Origin of the sequence: Mycobacterium sp. D16Q16, from assembly GCF_002013745.1 — a bacterium.
GTDB lineage: Bacteria > Actinomycetota > Actinomycetes > Mycobacteriales > Mycobacteriaceae > Mycobacterium.
In genome coordinates this window covers 99,400-117,628 of sequence record NZ_MAEY01000001.1, presented here as the reverse complement: position 1 = coordinate 117,628, position 18,229 = coordinate 99,400, and the positions used below count along the sequence as shown (strand labels likewise).

The window sequence follows — 18,229 nt, the reverse complement described above, 5'->3', positions numbered from 1 at the left end:
TCTGCCCCTGTTTCTTCGTGCAAGCCCTCATCAGAAATAGCCCTCTCGCTTGCGGTCTTCCATCGCCGCCTCGGATACTCGGTCGTCGCCGCGGGTCGCGCCCCGCTCGGTGATCCGCGATGCGGCCACCTCGGCAAGTACCGCGTGGACGTCGGCGGCATCGGAGAGCACGGCGCCCGTGGTGGAGCCGTCGCCCACGGTGCGGTATCGCACCGAAAGTGTTTGCAGTTCTTCACCGTCACGCGGTCCGCCCCACGGGCCCGGCGTCAGCAGCATGCCGTCACGGTTGAACACCTGGCGCTCATGCGCGTAGTAGAGGTTGGCCAGCTGCACATCTTCGCGAGCGATGTAACGCCACACGTCCAACTCGGTCCAGTTGCTGATAGGGAACACCCGCACGTGCTCACCCGGGGCATGCCTGCCGTTGTAGAGACTCCAGAGCTCGGGACGCTGCTTCTTGGGATCCCACTGGCCGAAGGCGTTGCGCAGACTGAAGATGCGCTCCTTGGCGCGCGAGCGCTCCTCATCGCGACGTCCACCACCCAGCACCGCGTCGAACTTGTTGTCGGTGATGGCTTCGAGCAGCGGGATGGTCTGCAACGGGTTGCGGATGCCGTCGGGCCGCTCGGTCAGGCGGCCGTCGGCCAGGTAGTCCTCGACATTCGCGACGACCAGGCGCAAGTTGTGGCGTTCGACAATCTCGTCGCGGAAGGCCAGCACCTCGGGGAGGTTGTGCCCGGTGTCGACATGCAGCAGCGCGAAGGGAAGCGGTGCGGGCCAAAAGGCCTTGAGCGCGGTGTGCAAGAGCACCGTCGAATCCTTGCCGCCGGAGAACAGCAGCACCGGGCGCTCAAACTCGCCGGCCACCTCACGGATGATGTGAATCGACTCGGATTCCAGGTCGGTGAGTGTATCGGTCTGATTCAACACGGCGTCCGTTCTGATTTCCGGTCCAATGTGTGTCGTCATGAGGCGTGCAACCCGCATTCTGTTTTGGCCATGCCCTGCCAGCGTCCGCTGCGTGCGTCGGCGCCGAGTGCCGGCTTGGCCGTGCACGGGGCGCAGCCGATCGACGGATATCCCTCGTCGACAAGCGGATTCACCAGGGTCCCGTGATCATCGATGTACTTCTGCATGTCCTCGTCGGTCCACGCGGCAATCGCGTTGATCTTCACCAGCCCGAACGCCTCGTCGAAACTGATCAGCGGTGCGTTGGCCCGGGTCGGTGCGTCGACACGTCGCAACCCGGTCACCCACGCCGAGTATCCGGACAGCGACTTGCGCAGCGGCACAACCTTACGAAGCCGACAGCATTCGCCGGGATTGCTCGCGAACAGATCCTTGCCCACCAGCTCGTTCTGCTGGGCCACCGTCTGCTCGGGGGCCACGTTGACGATGTGGATGTCGTACACCGATTCCACGGCATCGCGGGTGCCGATCGTCTCGGCGAAGTGATAACCGGTGTCCAGGAACAACACGTCAACACCCGGACGCACCTGTACGGCGAGGTCTATGAGCACAGCGTCCTGCATGTTGGAGGCGACGACGTACCCCTTGGGGTCATTGCCGAAGTTCTCTTCGGTCCACCGCAGCAGCTCCTCGGCGGAGGCATCCTGCAGTTCGGCGGCGCCGCGCTCAGCCAATTCACGCAGCTGGTCGGCGTTCCTGTGGCCCTCCAGAACGCTCATCGCAGATCCGCCTCCTCAGCCCGAACGGCCCACTGCGCGAAGCGCTCTCCGTCGGTGCGCTGCTTGACGAAGTTCCGCACCACCCGGTCGATGTAGTCGCCGAGCTCGGTGCTGGTCACCTTGTGCTGACGCAGCTTGCGGCCGAACCCACTGTCCAGGCCCAGGCTTCCGCCCAGGTGCACCTGGAAGCCCTCGACGCTGTTGCCCTCGCCGTCGTCGACCATCTGACCCTTGAATCCGATGTCTGCGACCTGCGAACGCGCACACGAGTTGGGGCATCCATTGATGTTGATGGTGACCGGAGTGTCCAGCTGTGCGTTGAGATCGTCCAACCGCTTGTCCAGCTCTGGCACCAGATCCTGTGCACGCTTGCGGGTTTCGGTGAACGAGAGCTTGCAGAACTCGATGCCGGTGCAGGCCATCAGATTCTTGCGCCAGTGCGACGGACGCGAGGGCAGCCCGAGCGCATCCAGCCCCTCTGTCAGCTCACCGAGTTTGTCGTCGGGAACGTCGAGGATGATCAGCTTTTGATACGGCGTGAACCTGACACGGTCCGAGCCAGCCTTCTCGGCAAGATCGGCGACCGCCGACAAGATGGTGCCGGACACCCGGCCGGCAATGGGCGAGACGCCAACAGCGTTGAGCCCGTTCTTGAGTCGTTGCACCCCGACGTGGTCGATGGGCCGCGGCGGCTGTACCGGAGCAGGCCCGTCGATAAGCGGCCGCTTCAGGTATTCGGTCTCGAGAACTTCGCGGAACTTCTCGACACCCCAATCCTTGACCAGGAACTTCAACCGTGCCTTGGCGCGCAGACGGCGGTAGCCGTAATCACGGAAGATGCTGACGACGCCTTCCCAGACGTCAGGCACTTCGTCGAGTGGCACCCACACCCCGAGACGCTGCGCCAGCATCGGGTTGGTGGACAGACCCCCGCCCACCCACACGTCCAGACCCGGACCGTGCTCCGGATGCACCACGCCGATGAAGGCGACGTCGTTGATCTCGTGCACCACGTCCTGCAGGCCGGAGATGGCCGTCTTGAACTTGCGGGGAAGGTTCGCGTACTCCTTCTTTCCGATGTAGCGGCGCACGATCTCGTCGATGGCCGGTGTCGGATCGAGTACTTCATCCAGGGACTCACCGGCGAGCGGCGAGCCCAGGATCACGCGGGGGCAGTCGCCGCAGGCCTGTGTCGTGTGCAGCCCGACCTCGTCGAGACGGCGCCAGATCTCCGGCATGTCCTCGACCCGGATCCAGTGATACTGCACATTTTCGCGATCGGAGAGATCGGCCCTATCCCGTGCGTACGTGGTGGACAGATCACCCAGGGTGCGCAGGGCACCGACCGACAACGCGCCGCCGTCCGAACGCACGCGCAGCATGAAGTGCTCGTCTTCGAGCATGTCGGTGTTCTCATCACCGGTCCAGCTGCCGTCGTAACCAGGCTTGCGCTGGGTGTACAGACCCCACCAGCGGAAGCGGCCACGCAGGTCGGTCTTGTCGATGCTCTCGAAGCCCTTATGGGCGTAAATGGTTTCGATGCGCTCCCGCACGTTCAGCGGGTGGTCGTCCTTCTTCGCCTGCTCGTTGGCGTTGAGGGGTTCGTGATAGCCGAGTGCCCATTGGCCCTCGCTGCGCTGTTGCTTCGGGCGAGCGGGCCGGGTCTCGCTGGTTGTCATGGTGCTCCTCAGAAAGGCAGGCACAGTCGTGGGCGACACACCGGGGGCTGACCGGAGGCGCAGATCCTCACGACCGTATGGGTGGCAGACGGGTAGGACTACGTCAGTAAGGGAGACAACACGCGCTACAGACACGCTTCAGGTCGATGTGTCGCCGCGCGACAAGTGGGACCTGATGTGTGCTCACCCGGCCAATTGTGCCATGCGAAACTGGCACCCCGTACGACCGGGTCGTAATTCTGCTCATTGTGAGCAAAACCTCTATTCGGCGTGGGGGATTCCCGCTATTGACCGGACAGATTTTTTCTGCTGCCGCCCCTGGCACACACTTGACCGGTGAGACCCGAAACCACTGCCACCCTGCCGCCTCTGGTGCCGGCGGTGGGACGCCCGTTCGGGATCTACGTACACGTTCCGTTCTGTGCCACACGCTGCGGATACTGCGACTTCAACACCTATACCGCCGACGAGCTCGGTGACGGCACCTCACCCGCGGGCTGGCTGGAGGCGCTGCGTGCCGAGCTGGAGCTGGCCGCGCGGACTCTAGACGGAAAACCGCCGGTGGAGACCGTATTCGTCGGCGGCGGGACGCCCTCCCTGCTGGGCGGTTCCGGGCTCGCAGAGGTGCTCGACGCCATCGGTGCGCATTTCACCGTGGCGCCGGGCGCCGAGGTGACCACCGAGGCCAATCCGGAGTCCACCTCGCCGGAGTTCTTCGAGACGATTCGCGCGGCCGGATACACCCGGGTCTCGCTGGGTATGCAGTCCGCGGCCCCGCATGTGCTGGCCACGCTGGATCGTGTGCACGCGCCCGGGCGGGCGGTTGCGGCGGCGCGGGAGGCGCGTGCGGCCGGTCTCGAGCATGTGAACCTGGACCTCATCTATGGCACCCCTGGGGAGACCGATGACGACCTGCGCCGCTCCATCGATGCCGTACTCGACGCCGGGGTAGACCACGTGTCGGCGTACGCGCTGGTCGTCGAGGAGGGCACCGCGCTAGCTCGGCGTGTCCGTCGCGGCGAACTGCCGAATCCCGACGAGGACGCCCTGGCCGACCGGTACCAGCTGCTGGATGCGGCGCTGTCGGCGGTGGGGCTGGACTGGTACGAGGTATCCAACTGGGCACGCCCCGGCGGGCAGTGCCGGCACAATCTTGGCTACTGGGCCGGCGGTGACTGGTGGGGTGCGGGACCCGGTGCGCACGGACATGTCAACGGCGTGCGGTGGTGGAACGTCAAGCACCCCAACGCCTATGCCCAGCAGTTGGGGCAGGGGCAGCTGCCCGTCGGTGGGCACGAGATCCTCAGTCCCACCGAACGGCACACCGAGGATGTCCTGCTCGCGGTGCGGCTGAACACGGGAATCGCCTTGGCGGACTTGACCGTCGAGGAACGCGGCCGGGTACCCGCCGTGGTGGACGGGGGGCTGGGACGGCTGGTGGATGATCGGCTGGTGCTCACCGATCAGGGGCGCTTACTGGCCGACGGCGTGGTGCGCACGATCCTGGATTGACGCCGCCTACAGCCCGCGCAGCTGATCCATATCGAAAACCCTGGCGTGCAGCACAACCCGATTACGCAACGCGGCTCGCACGGCTCGGTGCAGTCCGTCCTCCAGATAGGTGACGCCCTGCCACTTCACGGCGTGCGGGAACAGGTCCCCGTAGAACGTCGAGTCCTCGCTGAGCAAGCGGTCCAAGGCGAGCACCGTGGTGGTGGTGACGAGTTCGTCCAGACGGATCTGCCGGGGTGGGATGCGCGACCAATCCCTCGTCGATAGCCCATGTTCTGGGTACGGCTTCCCCTCGCGAACACCCTTAAAGATCACTGCAAATCACTCCGGGATGATCCCTGCATAACACCTGAGGTTAGCGTGGACTGCCATGGTGGCGGGTTGACGCAGCGTGGCCCCGTAAAATAGGGCCAAATCACGCGTGAGGGAGGTGACCATGGCCAGTGCCGATGATCGGCGCTTCGAGGTACTGCGGGCCATCGTCGCCGACTACGTCACCACCAAGGAACCGATCGGCTCCAAGGCCCTGGTCGACAGGCACGGCCTCGGGGTTTCCAGCGCCACCGTCCGCAACGATATGGCGGTCCTGGAGGCCGAGGGCTACATCGCCCAGCCGCACACCAGCTCAGGACGCATTCCGACGGAAAAGGGCTACCGCGAATTCGTCAACCGGCTTGAAGACGTCAAACCGCTCTCGGGCGCCGAGCGCAAGGCCATCCTGAATTTCCTGGAAGGCGGCGTCGACCTCGATGACGTGCTGCGACGTGCCGTGCGGCTGCTGGCGCAGATGACGCGTCAGGTCGCCGTCGTGCAGTATCCGACGCTGTCCTCCTCCAGCGTGCGCCACCTCGAGGTGGTGCTGCTGACCCCGGCCCGGCTGCTGCTAGTGGTGATCACCGACTCCGGGCGGGTCGATCAGCGGATCGTCGAGCTGGGCGATGTCATCAACGACGAGCAGCTCGGCCGCCTGCGCGTCCTGCTGGGCGCGGCGCTGGAGGGCAAGAAGCTGTCGGCGGCCTCGGTGGCCGTCGCCGAGCTCGCCGAGCAGTCCGACGATGACCTGCGCTATCCCCTCACGCGCGCGGCGACGGTCCTGGTGGAGACGCTTGTCGAGCATCACGAGGAACGCCTGCTGCTCGGTGGCACGGCCAACCTGACGCGCAATGCCGGCGACTTCGGTGGTCAGCTGCGCACCGTGCTGGAGGCGCTGGAGGAGCAAGTGGTGGTGTTGCGCTTGCTCGCCGCACAGCAGGAGGCAGGCCGGGTCACCGTGCACATCGGTCACGAAACCGCTGCTGAGCAGATGATTGGCACCTCGGTCGTCTCCACCCCGTATGGTGCGGGCGGAGCGGTGTTCGGCGGCATGGGTGTGCTGGGGCCCACACGGATGGACTACCCGGGAACCATCGCGAACGTCGCGGCGGTTGCCATGTATATCGGCGAAGTGCTAGCCAATCGCTAGCAGTTATGTGAATTAGACAGATACCAACGGAGCGAGATCAACACAGTGGCGCGTGATTACTACGGCATCCTCGGGGTCAGCACGGGTGCCAGCGACAGCGAGCTCAAGCGGGCGTACCGCAAGCTCGCCCGCGAGCTGCACCCCGACATCAACCCCGACGAACAGGCCCAGACGCGGTTCAAGGAGGTCAGCATCGCCTACGAGGTGCTGACCGACCCGGAGAAGCGGCGCATCGTCGACCTGGGTGGCGACCCGCTGGAGAACGGCGGCGGTGGCAACGGGTTCGGTGGTGGTTTCGGTTCGGGCTTCGGCGGCCTGGGCGACGTCTTCGAGGCCTTCTTCGGCGGATCGGCCGGCGGCTCGCGTGGTCCGCGCGGCCGCGTGCAGCCCGGATCCGACTCCCTGCTGCGCATGCGGCTCGAACTGCTGGAATGTGCGACCGGCGTCAGCAAGCAGGTGACCGTCGATACCGCGATTCTGTGCGACGGATGCGCCGGCAAGGGCACCCACGGAAATTCGGCGCCGAGCGCCTGCGAGACCTGTGGTGGCCGTGGCGAGGTGCAGACGGTGCAGCGCTCCCTGCTTGGCCAGGTGCTGACATCGCGCCCCTGTCCGACGTGTCAGGGGGCCGGAGAGGTCATCACCGATCCATGCCACAAGTGCGGAGGCGACGGCCGGGTGCGCGCGCGTCGCGAGATCACGGTCAAGATCCCGGCCGGTGTCGGCGACGGTATGCGCGTGCGCCTGGCGGCCCAGGGGGAGGTCGGTCCCGGCGGTGGGCCGGCAGGCGACCTGTACGTCGAGGTGCATGAGAAGCCGCATGACGTGTTCATCCGTGACGGGGATGACCTGCACTTCACGGTTCGGGTCCCGATGGTGGAGGCGGCGCTGGGCACCAGTGTGTCGGTTGACGCCATCATCGATGGACCGACCGTCGTCAAGGTCGAGCCGGGATCGCAGCCGGGTTCGGTGGTGACGATGCGCGGGAAGGGCATGCCGCACCTGCGCACCGGTGTCCGCGGAAACCTGCACGCCCATCTGGACGTGGTGGTGCCCACCCGGATGGACGCCAAGGAACGCGAGCTGCTGAAGGACTTCAAGAAGGTCCGGAACAAGGAAGCCGCCGAGGTGGTCTGGGCGGAATCTGCGTCGGGCGGGGTGTTCTCGCGGCTGCGCGAGGCGTTCACGGGCCGGTAGATCCAGATGGCGGCCGCCACGATCTTCTACGTTGACCAGATTCCCGCTGTCGGGGAACAGGTGAGCCTGCTCGGTGACGAGGGACATCACGCCACCCGGGTGCTGCGCATGCGTGTCGGTGAGCCCGTCATGGTGTGCGACGGTGCGGGCGAGGTCGGTGACGGCGTCGTCGCCTCCGTGGACCGCGCCAGCCTGTCGATCGAGGTGACCGGACGCTGGAGCGTCGCCGTTGCGTCCCCCACAGTGACTGTGGTGCAGGCACTTCCCAAATCTGATCGCTCCGAGCTTGCCGTCGAACTGGCGGTGGAGGCGGGCGCCGACGAGATCGTTCCGTGGCAGGCGCAGCGATGTGTGTCGCGCTGGGACGCGCAGAATGACCCGGACAAGGCGGCGAAGGGGCGGCGGCGCTGGGAGGCGGTGGCCCGGGCGGCGTCACGACAGTCCCGGCGGGCCTTCGTCCCGGCGGTGTCGACACTGCACTCGACGGCGCAGCTGGCCGAGCTGATCCGTCGGCGGGTCGCCGACGGGGCCGTCGTGCTGGTGCTGCATGAATCGGCGGACTCCGGGCTCAGCGCGCGGGGCGAGCGGCTGTCCGCGGCGTCGTCGGTGGTGCTGATCGTGGGGCCCGAGGGCGGTGTCGCAGACGATGAGCTGGGGGTTTTGACGGCCGCGGGCGCGGATGCGGTGCGTTTGGGGCCGACGGTGCTGCGCACCTCCAGCGCCGCTGCCGTTGCGCTGGGTGCCCTCGGGGCGCTCACCGACCGGTGGGCCGACGGTCCGCTGGCGCACCGATGAGCGCTCGCGTGCAGAGACGGCGACACTAATCGCGTGGAGGCTGACGGTTGCCAGCGGTAAACTCGAGGCAACTTCACAACCCAAGAAAGCAGGCGACCTTAACCACGTGACGAGCCGAGAAGAAGATGCCGCTGTGCAGTCCAGGGAAGTACGCAGCAGCGTCGAGATTCCGAACGATCTCATCATGGGCCTGCTGGGTTCTGCTGATGAAAACCTGCGCGAGCTTGAGGACATGTTGACCGCCGATGTCCACGCCCGCGGAAACACCATTACCTTCACCGGCGAGCCCGGTGATGTGGCGTTGGCTGAGCGTGTGGTCTCCGAGCTGATCGTGATCGCGCGCCGGGGCCAGCAGCTGACGCCCTCGACGGTGCGGCATACCGGCGCCATGCTCGCCGGCGACGACGATGAATCGCCCGCCGAGGTGCTGAGTCTGGACATCCTGTCTCGGCGTGGCAAAACCATCCGCCCGAAGACGCTGAACCAGAAGCGCTATGTGGACGCGATCGATGCCAACACGGTGGTTTTCGGTATCGGCCCGGCCGGTACCGGCAAGACGTATCTGGCGATGGCCAAGGCGGTCAACGCGTTACAGAGCAAGCAGGTCACCCGGATCATCCTGACCCGTCCGGCGGTCGAGGCGGGGGAGCGGCTGGGCTTCCTGCCCGGCACCCTGAGCGAGAAGATCGACCCGTACCTGCGGCCGTTGTACGACGCGCTGCACGACATGATGGACCCCGAACTCATCCCCAAGCTGATGTCTGCCGGGGTCATCGAGGTTGCGCCGCTGGCATACATGCGGGGCCGGACACTCAACGACGCGTTCATCATTCTCGACGAGGCGCAGAACACCACCGCCGAACAGATGAAGATGTTCCTCACCCGGCTGGGGTTCGGTTCCAAGATCGTGGTCACCGGTGACGTGACACAGGTCGACCTGCCGGGTGGCGCCCGTTCCGGGCTGCGTGCCGCGGTCGACATTCTGGACAATATCGACGGAATTCACTTCTCGGAGTTGACCAGTGCCGATGTGGTTCGTCACCGATTGGTGTCGGAGATCGTGGATGCGTATGCACGTTTTGAGGACTCAGATCTGACAGGCAATCGCGCGCAGCGCCGCGCATCGGGGAACCGGAGCCGGCACCGATGAGTATTGAGGTCGTCAACGAGTCGGGTGTCGACGTCGCCGAGGGTGAGTTGGTCAGCGTCGCACGATTCGCCATCGCGGCAATGGATGTCCATCCGGCAGCGGAACTTTCGATGATGCTCGTCGATCTCGCGGCCATGGCGGACCTGCATATGCGGTGGATGGATCTGCCCGGCCCCACCGACGTGATGTCCTTCCCCATGGACGAGCTGGAGCCTGGGGGCCGCCCGGACGCACCCGAACCCGGTCCCTCGATGCTCGGCGATATCGTGCTGTGCCCCCAGTTCGCGGCCGAACAGGCTGAGGCGGCGGGGCATTCGCTGGCACACGAGCTCGCGTTGCTGACCGTGCATGGCGTGTTGCACCTGCTCGGTTACGACCACGCCGAACCCGAGGAAGAGCGCGAGATGTTCGCGCTGCAGAACCAGCTGCTGAAGGACTGGTACGAGCAGCAGGCCCAGCTGTATCGGGATAGTCGCCTGCTCGACAAGTCGCGCAACTTCGACGAGTGATGTCTGGCATAGGGCTGCTGCTGGCGGCGATCGTCCTCGTCGGCCTGGGGGGTGCGTTCGCGGCCATCGACGCGGCCATCAACACCGTGTCCTCGGCACGCATCGACGAGCTGGTTCGTGAGGAAAGGCCGGGCGCGGTAAGGCTTTCCGCGGTGATTCGGGACCGTCCACGCTATGTGAATCTGGTTGTCCTGCTGCGTACCACGTGCGAGATCTTGTCGACGGTGTGCCTGGCCGGATATCTGACCGCGCGGATGAGCCTCGGTGCCGCGCTGACGATCTCGGCGATCGTCATGGTGGTGACGAGCTTCGTGGCGATCGGGGTGGGTCCGCGTACGTTGGGGCGCCAACATGCGTACTCGATAGCACTGGGTGCCGCCGTGCCGCTGCAGGTGATTTCGGTGCTGCTGGGCCCCATTTCGCGGCTGCTCATCCTGCTCGGTAACGCGGTGACGCCCGGGCGCGGCTTCCGCAACGGCCCGTTCGCCTCCGAGATCGAGCTGCGCGAGGTGGTCGACATGGCCCAGCAGCGTGGCGTGGTGGCCGATGACGAACGTCGAATGATCCAGTCGGTGTTCGAGCTGGGCGATACGCCCGCCCGCGAGGTGATGGTGCCGCGCACCGAGATGGTGTGGATCGAATCTGACAAGACGGCCGGCCAAGCCACCTCGCTGGCGGTGCGCAGTGGCCACTCTCGGATTCCGGTGGTCGGGGAGAACGTCGACGACGTCGTCGGGGTGGTCTTTCTCAAGGATCTTGTGCAGCAGACGTACTACTCGGTGAACGGTGGCCGCGATGTCACCGTGGCACAGGTGATGAGGCCGGCGGTGTTCGTTCCGGACTCCAAGCCGCTGGATGCGCTGCTACGTGAGATGCAGCAGCACCGCAAACACATGGCGCTGCTCGTCGACGAGTACGGGGCCATTGCCGGGTTGGTGACCATCGAGGACGTGCTGGAGGAGATCGTCGGGGAGATCGCCGACGAGTACGACCACGACGAGGTCGCTCCGGTGGAGGATTTGAAAGACAAGATGTTTCGTGTCTCCGCCAGGTTGCCCATCGAGGACCTGGGGGAGCTGTACGGCATTGAATTCGACGAGGACCTGGACGTCGAGACCGTCGGCGGACTACTGGCACTGGAGCTGGGGCGTGTTCCGCTGCCGGGGTCCACGGCCGCCTCGCACGGACTTTTGTTACAGGCTGAGGGTGGCCCGGACACCCGGGGCCGGGTGCGCATCGGCACGATCCTGGTGCAACCCGACCCCGAAGGCGCCGCGGTGGCAGATGACGAGAAAGCGGAGGAAAGAGATGAGTGAATCAGACGCCGGTCTGAACGATGAAGATAACAAGCTCGTCGTGTTGGCCCGTGGAGCGATGGGGCGTGCCGAGGCGACGTCAGGAGCGGCGGTGCGCGACGGCGACGGGCGCACCTATGCGGGTGCGCCGGTGTCGCTTTCGGCACTGTCGCTGACGGCGCTGCAGGCGGCGGTGGCAGCGGCGGTCTCTAGTGGAGCGTCGGCCATCGAGGCCGCGGTGCTGGTCGGTGGCTCTCACGAGGATCCGGGTATCGCGGCGGTGCGAGAGCTGTCGCCGTCGGCGACGGTCATCGTGACCGACCGCACCGGTGTGCCTGCGGGGCAGTTGTGAGCGGATCCGATGAGGAGTTCCGTTCCGGCTTCGTCTGTTTCGTCGGACGGCCGAACACCGGTAAGTCGACGCTGACCAATGCGCTGGTGGGGCAGAAGGTCGCCATCACCTCGAACCGGCCGCAGACCACCCGGCATACGATTCGCGGAATCGTGCACCGCGAGAATTACCAGATCGTCCTCGTCGACACTCCGGGGCTGCATCGGCCGCGCACGCTACTTGGGCAACGGCTCAACGACCTTGTGCGCGATACGTATTCCGAGGTCGACGTGATCGGCCTGTGCATCCCGGCCGATGAGGGCATTGGGCCGGGCGACAAGTGGATCTACGAGCAGATCAAGCTCATCGCGCCGCGCACCACGCTGATCGCGATCGTCACCAAGATCGACAAGGTGAGCAAGGAGCGGGTGGCCGAGCAGCTGCTGGCAGTATCCGAGCTTGTCGGGCCGGATGCGGACATTGTTCCGGTGTCCGCGGTTTCCGGAGCCCAAGTTGAGGTGCTGACCGAGGTTTTGGCGTCCAAGCTGCAGCCCGGGCCCGCGTTTTACCCCGACGGTGAGCTGACCGATGAGCCCGAAGAGGTGCTCATGGCCGAGCTGATCCGCGAGGCGGCGCTCGAAGGTGTGCGTGATGAGCTGCCGCACTCGCTGGCGGTGGTGATCGACGAGGTGAACGAACGCGAGGGTAGGCCCGAGGGCTCGGAGCTGATCGATGTGCACGCGATCCTCTACGTCGAGCGGGACAGCCAAAAGGGCATCGTCATCGGCAAGGGCGGATCGCGGCTGCGCGAAGTCGGGACCAATGCGCGCAAGCAGATCGAAAAGCTGCTGGGCACCAAGGTTTTCCTGGATTTGCGGGTCAAGGTGGCCAAGAACTGGCAGCGCGACCCCAAGCAGCTCGGCAAGCTGGGGTTCTAGCTCCACCCCTTGCGCGCCCCTTTGCGCGCCCCCTTGCCCCGATTGCCCCCCTTTGCGCCGACACGCCGCGTTTTGCGTCGGCTACTCGCGAAATGCGTCGAAACCGTAGTCTCGTCGACTTGTCAGAGGGGCATGCAAGGGTCCTGCCATGGGTGGGCTCATCGTTGCAAGCGAGGGACTGGCGTCGGGGGTGCTGACACCGCAGATGCTCCGTAAGGACTACGCGAAGGTGTTCCAAAACGTCTATCGGCGACGCGATGTCGAACTGACCGCAGCGCTTCGCGCCGAGGCGGCCTTCTTGTGGTCCGGGCGCAAGGGTGTGGTGTCTGGAGTGTCAGCCGCTGCGTTGCACGGCAACTCATGGATATCGGCGGATCGACCGGCCGAGCTAGTGCGTCGGCGACACGATTCACCACCGGGAATTGTGATCCATAGCGACAGATTGCTGCTCGCGGAGGTGATGACGGTTCGTGGGATACCAGTGACCACACCGGCCCGCACGGTGTTCGATGTTGGCCGCCGTGTCCGGCTAAACAGAGCTGTCGAGCTTGTTGATGTGCTGCTGCGGCTGTGCACAGTTGAATCGGTCGCGCGAGTCACCGAGCGGCGTCGCGGGGCGCGAGGGCTGAGGCAGTTGGAACGCGTGCTGGCACTGGCGGATGCAGGTGCGGAATCGGTGCAGGAAACTCGACTCCGTATGTGTCTCATTGGCGGCGGATTGCCCGAGCCAGAAACTCAGATCGAACTGCGCGGTCCCGACGGGCGGACCGTTCGCCTCGACATGGGCTGGCGGGAGCAACGGGTGGCCGCCGAATTCGACGGGGCGCAGCACTGGGGCGATTCTGACCAGCATCGCCGCGATATCGAACGGCACGAGATGATCGCTTCGATGGGCTGGCGGCTGGTGCGCGTCAGTCGTGATCAGCTGGCGCACCGGCCCGCCGCGGTGATCGAGCGCGTGCGAGCGGCACTGACCGCCGCGCAGCGCGCCGCCTAGTCATCGAAGCTACGGTTTTCGACGCATTTCACGAGTAGCCGACGCAAAACACGGCGTGTCGATGCAAAGGGACGGCCGAGGGGAGCGCGGCGAAAAGGCCCGTCACCACCAGGGGTCGGGGGTCTCCGCTGTCCAGTTGTTGATCGATTCGAGCTGCGCCGCAAGGGAAATCAGCAGTGGCTCGCTGTTCGCCGGGCCCATCAGCTGTACGCCGACCGGCAACCCGTCCTCGGTGAAACCGGCGGGCACGTTGACCGATGGCCACCCGAGCACATTCCATGGCCAGGTCATGGGGCAGGCGCCGATTTGTCCGCGATCCGTTGCGATGCTGCCGATATCGTCGAAATCGTAGATACCCGTTGGCGGTTGGGCTGTCGTTGGCGCCAGCACGACATTGAAGCTGCCGAAGATCTTGCCGACGCGTGCCTGCAGCCTCGGCTCCGCGGCACGCGCCCGCCGCAGCGCCCAGCCCGCCAGGCGTCGGCCCGTGCGCATGTTGGTCACGGTGCGGTGATCCCAATGCGCGCCGGCATCGAGCCGGTCCTGCCAGGGCAGCAGCCCGGCGGTCGCCCGCGGCAGGAAGTTCAGGCCGAGCCCGACGCCGTAATCCGGATCGCCCTCGGACACCATGTGCCCGAGCGAACGCAGCTGATGGGCCACATAGCGCGTCGCGGCTTCGATCGTCGGATGAATGTGTGCGGGAAACCCTGAGAAGGGAACCTTGAGCGACAGCGCGATACGCAGCTGCCCCGGGTCCTCCTGGACGGCGTCGAACACCCGCACATGGGGTGGCTTGTGCAGATCTCCGGGCGTGCTCCCCGAGGCGGCGTCCAATAACAGCGCGGCATCGGCAACGGTGCGCGCCAGGGGCCCGTGCACCGTAATCCCGTTGAACGCCTCCGCCAGTGGCCAGGTGGAGATCCGTCCACGCTGCGGCTTGATGCCGACCAGGTGCGTCCATGCGGCCGGAATGCGGATGCTTCCGGCCCCGTCCGAACCGATTGCCCCGGCGACGAGGCCGGCCGCCACCGCGGCGGCGCTACCCCCCGACGATCCGCCGGGGGTGTGAGCGCGGCTCCACGGGTTGCGGGTGTGCCCGAAGCCGGGACCGCTGGTGAAGCCCCACTGGCCGAGCTCGCAGGTATTGGTTTTGCCGACGATGATCGCGCCCGCTGCCCGCAGCCGTCGCACCAGTTCGGCGTCCTCGGATTCCGAGCCCACGGCCCCGGCGGTACCGAATGCGGTGGGGGTGCCCGCCAGGTCGGTGTCGTCCTTGATGGCAATGGGAACCCCGAGCAACGGCAGCCGCTCGCCCCTGGCTAATCGCTTGTCGGCCTCGGCAGCATCGGCGAGGGCGCTCTTGGTGCACACCACCCGGAACGCGTTGAGGGTCGACTGGCTGGATTTGATCGCGTTGAGCGCCGCGAGGGTCAGGGAAACGGAGCTGGCCGAACCCTCTACCAGCGCGGAGGCCTGGGAGGTGAGCGTAGGAAAGCCCGACATGACCAGAAGGGTAGGCCGTCGAAATAGTGCGTCAATGCGGGGATTCGTCGGTACCAGATGGAAAACTGTTCGCATGCGGCTTTATCGGGATCGTGCTGTCGTGCTGCGGCAGCACAAGCTCGGTGAGGCCGACCGCATCGTGACCCTGCTGACCCGCCAGCATGGCCTGGTCCGCGCGGTAGCCAAGGGGGTGCGCCGCACCCGCAGTAAGTTTGGGTCGCGGCTGGAACCGTTCGCGCATATCGATGTGCAGCTGCATCCGGGACGCAATCTGGACATCGTCACGCAGGTGCAGGCCATCGACGCCTTCGCGTCGGACATCGTCAGCGATTACGGCCGGTACACCACCGCCTGCGCCGTCCTGGAGACCGCTGAGCGGATCGCCGGTGAAGAGCGCGCCCCAGCCCTCGCTCTGCACCGCCTCACCGTTGGCGCGCTCAGGGCCATCGCCGATCAGCAGCGCTCCCGCGAGCTGGTTCTGGATGCGTATCTGTTGCGCGCCATGAGCATTGCCGGGTGGGCACCCGCCATCAACGAGTGCGCGCGCTGCGCCACCCCCGGCCCGCACCGGGCCTTCCATGTGGGGGCGGGTGGCAGCGTCTGTGTGCACTGCCGTCCCGCGGGTGCGGCGACTCCACCGCCGGGTGTGCTGGAGCTGATGGCCGCACTTCATGACGGCGACTGGGCGGCCACCGATGACGTGCCGCAGACCCAGCGCACGCAGGCCAGCGGATTGATCGCGGCGCATTTGCAGTGGCATCTGGAGCGCAAGCTGCGGACACTCCCGCTGGTCGAACGCGGGACCAGGTTAAATATGACCCATGGTGAAGAGCAGCCAGCCCGATCCGCAGCAGGATAAGTACTTCACGGATTGGGCCGACGTCCCGCCCGGCTACGCCCCGACGTTCCCGGACAAGACGGTTTTTCCTGCCGTTTTCCCCAAGCTGCTGCCCGGTTCGGGCCCCGATGGCACCCGTCCACATCCCGCGCCCAAGCATCCGTCGGGGGCGATACCGCCGGCCATCCCCAAGGAGCTGGTTCCCCGGCACGTCGCGGTGGTGATGGACGGCAACGGGCGCTGGGCGCGCGCCCGCGGGTTGCCACGCACCGAGGGACACAAGATGGGCGAGGCCACCATGATGGACATGGTCTGCGGTGCCATCGAGATGGGCATCCCGTGGCTTACCACCTACGCGTTCTCGACGGAGAACTGGAGAAGGCCTGCGGACGAGGTTCGATTTCTCATGGGCTTCAACCGCGACGTGGTCAAGCGTCGCCGCCACGACCTGAACAACATGGGCGTGCGGTTCCGCTGGGCAGGGCAGAAGACGCGGTTGTGGAGCAGCGTCTACAAGGAGCTCGAGATCACCGAGGAGCTCACCAAGAACAACAGCACGCTGACGTTGACCACATGCATCAACTACGGTGGCCGGGCCGAAATCGCCGAAGCCACAAGGAGAATCGCCCGGCTGGTGGAGTCCGGACAGCTCAAGCCGGACCGCATCACCGAGGAGACCGTTGCCAAATACCTCGACGAGCCGGATATGCCTGACGTCGATCTGTTTCTGCGGCCCTCGGGTGAGTTTCGGTCTAGCAACTTCATGATGTGGCAGTCGGCATACGCCGAGTTCGTGTTCCAGGAAAAGATGTACCCCGATTTCGATCGCCGCGACCTCTGGGCGGCTTGCCTGGAGTATGCGCAGCGCGACCGGCGATTCGGTACGGCGTAGTGACCGACCCCGATAACGGAGCCGACGAGATTCTGGACCGGGTGCACCGTGTGCTGCACCCGGTGCTGCCGGTCACCAGGGAAGCCGACGGTGCGCTGACCGCCGATTACGAGGGCACGCTCACCTCGATCCGCGCTGTCACCATCGCACCGGGTCTGGATGTGGTGTCGCTGTCGCAGGTGCTGGCCTGGGATGTGGCCGTCAATGCGAAATCGCGGCATCTGGTCGACGGGCTCGCGCAGAAGTCCCTGTTTGGGAACATTCTGTTGATCACCAAGGGGCGCAAGGCGGATGTGTTGTTGCGTTACAACTTTCCCGCCACCGAAATCACGGATGAGGCATTGGTGACACTGCTGCTGATGGTGTTTTCGACGGGCGCTGACGCGAGAAAGGCGTTGGGTAACTAGGGGACCGGGTTGGCGGCGCTGCAGCGACTGCACAGACCGAAGACTTCCACCGTGTGGTGGACTTCGGTGAAGCCATGCTCCACGGCGATGTCGGCGGCCCACGCCTCGACCGCGCCTGCCTGTACCTCGACCGCGAAACCGCAACTCTGGCAGACCAAGTGGTGGTGGTGGCCGTCCGAACAGCGCCGGTACACCGATTCGCCCGTATCGTTGCGCAGCACATCGACCTCGCCCGAGGTCGACATCGACTGCAGGGTCCGATAAACGGTGGTCAGGCCGATGCCTTCGCCGGTGCGCTTGAGTTCGTCATGCAGTTCTTGTGCGGACCTGAATTCGTCGGTCCGTTTCAGCAGGGCGGTAATGGCCGCGCGCTGGCGGGTGGAACGCACGGTTCCCGGCAAGACCGGCCGCTCCTCGCGGACGCTCATCGCTGTTCCTCGGTGTGCGCAACGGCGTCGACGACGATATGAGAGAGGTGATCGTCGACGAGGCGGTACATCACCTCGCGCCCCTGGCGCTCTCCGGAGACCACGCCGGCAGCCTTGAGTACCCGTAGGTGCTGGCTGATGAGCGGCTGGGCGACACCGACCGCGTCGACCAACTCGTGGACGCAGCGTTGCGATTCGCGCAGCTGTAGCACGATGGCGATGCGCACCGGAGCGGCAAGTGCACGGAGCAGCTCACCGGACTGTTCGAGGATCTCGCGCGGGGGCAGCGGGCCGGGCGGCGTGAGTGGAGCATGCGGTGGTTCGTCATGTGCGGAACTAAGCACGGTGTTCACCACGGCGCTTCACCTCAACCTGAATCACGCCCCGGCCTGTCCGGAGACCCAACATACGGTCCGGCGGCAAACCGGGCCCATCTCTTGAGGGTAGTGGCCGATTGCCGATCTGGTTATCAGGGTGTGGTCGTGGCGGCTGGGAACCAGTGGGGACTCGGGTCACAGCAGGACGCCACCCCTGACTCTCTGAAAGTTTGCTGTAATGCCTGGATTCGCCGGCGTCGTGGGTGGCGAGTGGAGCGGAAGGGCCTGTAA

At 65.7% G+C, this 18,229-nt stretch carries 21 protein-coding genes; 13 read left to right on the top strand and 8 right to left on the bottom strand.

Features of this window, described 5'->3' with window-relative positions; translation table 11 throughout:
- Positions 1–30: 30 nt before the first annotated feature.
- The 4 genes from cysD to B4394_RS25870 all read right to left on the bottom strand — a co-directional run bounded on the left by cysD (position 31) and on the right by B4394_RS25870 (position 3,614).
- The gene (gene cysD, locus B4394_RS00555) at positions 31–969 is read right to left on the bottom strand and encodes a sulfate adenylyltransferase subunit CysD (RefSeq protein ID WP_078309113.1); all 939 of its coding nucleotides are present in this window, start codon (positions 967–969) and stop codon (positions 31–33) included.
- On the bottom strand, positions 966–1,688 hold the full coding sequence (locus tag B4394_RS00550; protein ID WP_078313853.1) for a phosphoadenylyl-sulfate reductase: 723 nt from the start codon (positions 1,686–1,688) through the stop codon (positions 966–968). Before B4394_RS00550 ends, cysD begins: the two co-directional genes overlap by 4 nt.
- Positions 1,685–3,367: a nitrite/sulfite reductase gene (locus B4394_RS00545; protein WP_078313852.1), complete on the bottom strand. Its 1,683-nt coding sequence runs from the start codon at positions 3,365–3,367 to the stop codon at positions 1,685–1,687. Before B4394_RS00545 ends, B4394_RS00550 begins: the two co-directional genes overlap by 4 nt.
- Before the next feature lie 103 nt (positions 3,368–3,470).
- Positions 3,471–3,614, bottom strand: coding sequence for an Ms4527A family Cys-rich leader peptide (locus tag B4394_RS25870; RefSeq protein WP_353647396.1), 144 nt, complete (start codon positions 3,612–3,614; stop codon positions 3,471–3,473).
- 89 nt (positions 3,615–3,703) lie between these two features.
- Here B4394_RS25870 and hemW point away from each other — a divergent pair, with 89 nt between their 5' ends.
- Positions 3,704–4,879: a radical SAM family heme chaperone HemW gene (hemW, locus tag B4394_RS00540; protein WP_078313851.1), complete on the top strand. Its 1,176-nt coding sequence runs from the start codon at positions 3,704–3,706 to the stop codon at positions 4,877–4,879.
- 6 nt (positions 4,880–4,885) lie between these two features.
- On the opposite strand, the gene B4394_RS00535 is transcribed toward hemW, so the two are convergent.
- Complete coding sequence (locus B4394_RS00535) at positions 4,886–5,194, bottom strand: type II toxin-antitoxin system VapB family antitoxin (RefSeq protein ID WP_078313850.1); 309 nt, start codon at positions 5,192–5,194, stop codon at positions 4,886–4,888.
- 121 nt (positions 5,195–5,315) lie between these two features.
- On the opposite strand from B4394_RS00535, the gene hrcA reads away from it, so the two are divergent.
- The 9 genes from hrcA to B4394_RS00490 all read left to right on the top strand — a co-directional run bounded on the left by hrcA (position 5,316) and on the right by B4394_RS00490 (position 13,553).
- On the top strand, positions 5,316–6,341 hold the full coding sequence (gene hrcA / locus B4394_RS00530; RefSeq protein WP_078309109.1) for a heat-inducible transcriptional repressor HrcA: 1,026 nt from the start codon (positions 5,316–5,318) through the stop codon (positions 6,339–6,341).
- Positions 6,342–6,386: 45 nt separating this feature from the next.
- The gene (dnaJ, locus tag B4394_RS00525) at positions 6,387–7,538 is read left to right on the top strand and encodes a molecular chaperone DnaJ (protein ID WP_078309108.1); all 1,152 of its coding nucleotides are present in this window, start codon (positions 6,387–6,389) and stop codon (positions 7,536–7,538) included.
- A 6-nt stretch (positions 7,539–7,544) separates the two neighbouring features.
- The gene (locus tag B4394_RS00520) at positions 7,545–8,333 is read left to right on the top strand and encodes a 16S rRNA (uracil(1498)-N(3))-methyltransferase (protein WP_078313849.1); all 789 of its coding nucleotides are present in this window, start codon (positions 7,545–7,547) and stop codon (positions 8,331–8,333) included.
- A 106-nt stretch (positions 8,334–8,439) separates the two neighbouring features.
- Positions 8,440–9,483 carry a PhoH family protein gene (locus B4394_RS00515; RefSeq protein WP_078313848.1) on the top strand — a complete coding sequence of 348 codons (1,044 nt, stop codon included), beginning with the start codon at positions 8,440–8,442 and terminating at the stop codon, positions 9,481–9,483.
- A complete protein-coding gene (ybeY, locus tag B4394_RS00510; RefSeq protein WP_078291054.1) occupies positions 9,480–9,992 on the top strand; it encodes an rRNA maturation RNase YbeY in 513 nt (170 codons plus the stop codon). The genes B4394_RS00515 and ybeY overlap by 4 nt, the downstream gene beginning before the upstream one ends.
- Positions 9,992–11,308 carry a hemolysin family protein gene (locus B4394_RS00505; protein ID WP_078309105.1) on the top strand — a complete coding sequence of 439 codons (1,317 nt, stop codon included), beginning with the start codon at positions 9,992–9,994 and terminating at the stop codon, positions 11,306–11,308. The genes ybeY and B4394_RS00505 overlap by 1 nt, the downstream gene beginning before the upstream one ends.
- On the top strand, positions 11,301–11,639 hold the full coding sequence (locus tag B4394_RS00500; RefSeq protein ID WP_078313847.1) for a cytidine deaminase-like protein: 339 nt from the start codon (positions 11,301–11,303) through the stop codon (positions 11,637–11,639). Before B4394_RS00505 ends, B4394_RS00500 begins: the two co-directional genes overlap by 8 nt.
- On the top strand, positions 11,636–12,556 hold the full coding sequence (gene era, locus B4394_RS00495; RefSeq protein ID WP_078313846.1) for a GTPase Era: 921 nt from the start codon (positions 11,636–11,638) through the stop codon (positions 12,554–12,556). The genes B4394_RS00500 and era overlap by 4 nt, the downstream gene beginning before the upstream one ends.
- 148 nt (positions 12,557–12,704) lie before the next feature.
- Positions 12,705–13,553 (top strand): PDDEXK-like endonuclease domain-containing protein, encoded by an 849-nt coding sequence (locus tag B4394_RS00490; protein ID WP_078313845.1) that lies wholly within the window; start codon positions 12,705–12,707, stop codon positions 13,551–13,553.
- Between the two features lie 102 nt (positions 13,554–13,655).
- Here B4394_RS00490 and B4394_RS00485 read toward each other — a convergent pair whose 3' ends face one another.
- Positions 13,656–15,056, bottom strand: a complete 1,401-nt coding sequence (locus B4394_RS00485) for an amidase (protein ID WP_078313844.1) — start codon at positions 15,054–15,056, stop codon at positions 13,656–13,658.
- A 73-nt stretch (positions 15,057–15,129) separates the two neighbouring features.
- Between B4394_RS00485 and recO the strand changes: the two genes are divergently transcribed.
- The 3 genes from recO to B4394_RS00470 are packed head-to-tail and all read left to right on the top strand — an operon-like array spanning position 15,130 to position 17,193.
- Positions 15,130–15,915 carry a DNA repair protein RecO gene (recO, locus tag B4394_RS00480; RefSeq protein WP_078291039.1) on the top strand — a complete coding sequence of 262 codons (786 nt, stop codon included), beginning with the start codon at positions 15,130–15,132 and terminating at the stop codon, positions 15,913–15,915.
- Entirely contained in the window at positions 15,878–16,786 is a 909-nt protein-coding gene (locus B4394_RS00475; protein WP_078309100.1) for an isoprenyl transferase, read from the top strand. The genes recO and B4394_RS00475 overlap by 38 nt, the downstream gene beginning before the upstream one ends.
- Positions 16,786–17,193, top strand: coding sequence for a hypothetical protein (locus B4394_RS00470; RefSeq protein WP_078313843.1), 408 nt, complete (start codon positions 16,786–16,788; stop codon positions 17,191–17,193). Before B4394_RS00475 ends, B4394_RS00470 begins: the two co-directional genes overlap by 1 nt.
- On the opposite strand, the gene B4394_RS00465 is transcribed toward B4394_RS00470, so the two are convergent.
- Both B4394_RS00465 and B4394_RS00460 read right to left on the bottom strand, forming a co-directional pair.
- Complete coding sequence (locus B4394_RS00465) at positions 17,190–17,582, bottom strand: Fur family transcriptional regulator (protein ID WP_286141887.1); 393 nt, start codon at positions 17,580–17,582, stop codon at positions 17,190–17,192. The genes B4394_RS00470 and B4394_RS00465 overlap by 4 nt on opposite strands.
- Before the next feature lie 35 nt (positions 17,583–17,617).
- Positions 17,618–17,977 carry an ArsR/SmtB family transcription factor gene (locus B4394_RS00460; protein WP_005060366.1) on the bottom strand — a complete coding sequence of 120 codons (360 nt, stop codon included), beginning with the start codon at positions 17,975–17,977 and terminating at the stop codon, positions 17,618–17,620.
- Between the last annotated feature and the right edge of the window lie 252 nt (positions 17,978–18,229).

What these genes read in the sequence shown, in the direction of transcription:
- B4394_RS00520 (WP_078313849.1), top strand. Translation starts at nt 7,545, where the DNA reads ATGGCGGCCGCCACGATCTTCTACGTTGACCAGATTCCCGCTGTCGGG.
- B4394_RS00550 (WP_078313853.1), bottom strand. Translation starts at nt 1,688, where the DNA reads ATGAGCGTTCTGGAGGGCCACAGGAACGCCGACCAGCTGCGTGAATTG.
- hrcA (WP_078309109.1), top strand. Translation starts at nt 5,316, where the DNA reads ATGGCCAGTGCCGATGATCGGCGCTTCGAGGTACTGCGGGCCATCGTC.
- ybeY (WP_078291054.1), top strand. Translation starts at nt 9,480, where the DNA reads ATGAGTATTGAGGTCGTCAACGAGTCGGGTGTCGACGTCGCCGAGGGT.
- B4394_RS25870 (WP_353647396.1), bottom strand. Translation starts at nt 3,614, where the DNA reads ATGAGCAGAATTACGACCCGGTCGTACGGGGTGCCAGTTTCGCATGGC.
- B4394_RS00545 (WP_078313852.1), bottom strand. Translation starts at nt 3,367, where the DNA reads ATGACAACCAGCGAGACCCGGCCCGCTCGCCCGAAGCAACAGCGCAGC.
- B4394_RS00505 (WP_078309105.1), top strand. Translation starts at nt 9,992, where the DNA reads ATGTCTGGCATAGGGCTGCTGCTGGCGGCGATCGTCCTCGTCGGCCTG.
- B4394_RS00485 (WP_078313844.1), bottom strand. Translation starts at nt 15,056, where the DNA reads ATGTCGGGCTTTCCTACGCTCACCTCCCAGGCCTCCGCGCTGGTAGAG.
- B4394_RS00475 (WP_078309100.1), top strand. Translation starts at nt 15,878, where the DNA reads ATGGTGAAGAGCAGCCAGCCCGATCCGCAGCAGGATAAGTACTTCACG.
- B4394_RS00490 (WP_078313845.1), top strand. Translation starts at nt 12,705, where the DNA reads ATGGGTGGGCTCATCGTTGCAAGCGAGGGACTGGCGTCGGGGGTGCTG.
- recO (WP_078291039.1), top strand. Translation starts at nt 15,130, where the DNA reads ATGCGGCTTTATCGGGATCGTGCTGTCGTGCTGCGGCAGCACAAGCTC.
- B4394_RS00500 (WP_078313847.1), top strand. Translation starts at nt 11,301, where the DNA reads ATGAGTGAATCAGACGCCGGTCTGAACGATGAAGATAACAAGCTCGTC.
- cysD (WP_078309113.1), bottom strand. Translation starts at nt 969, where the DNA reads ATGACGACACACATTGGACCGGAAATCAGAACGGACGCCGTGTTGAAT.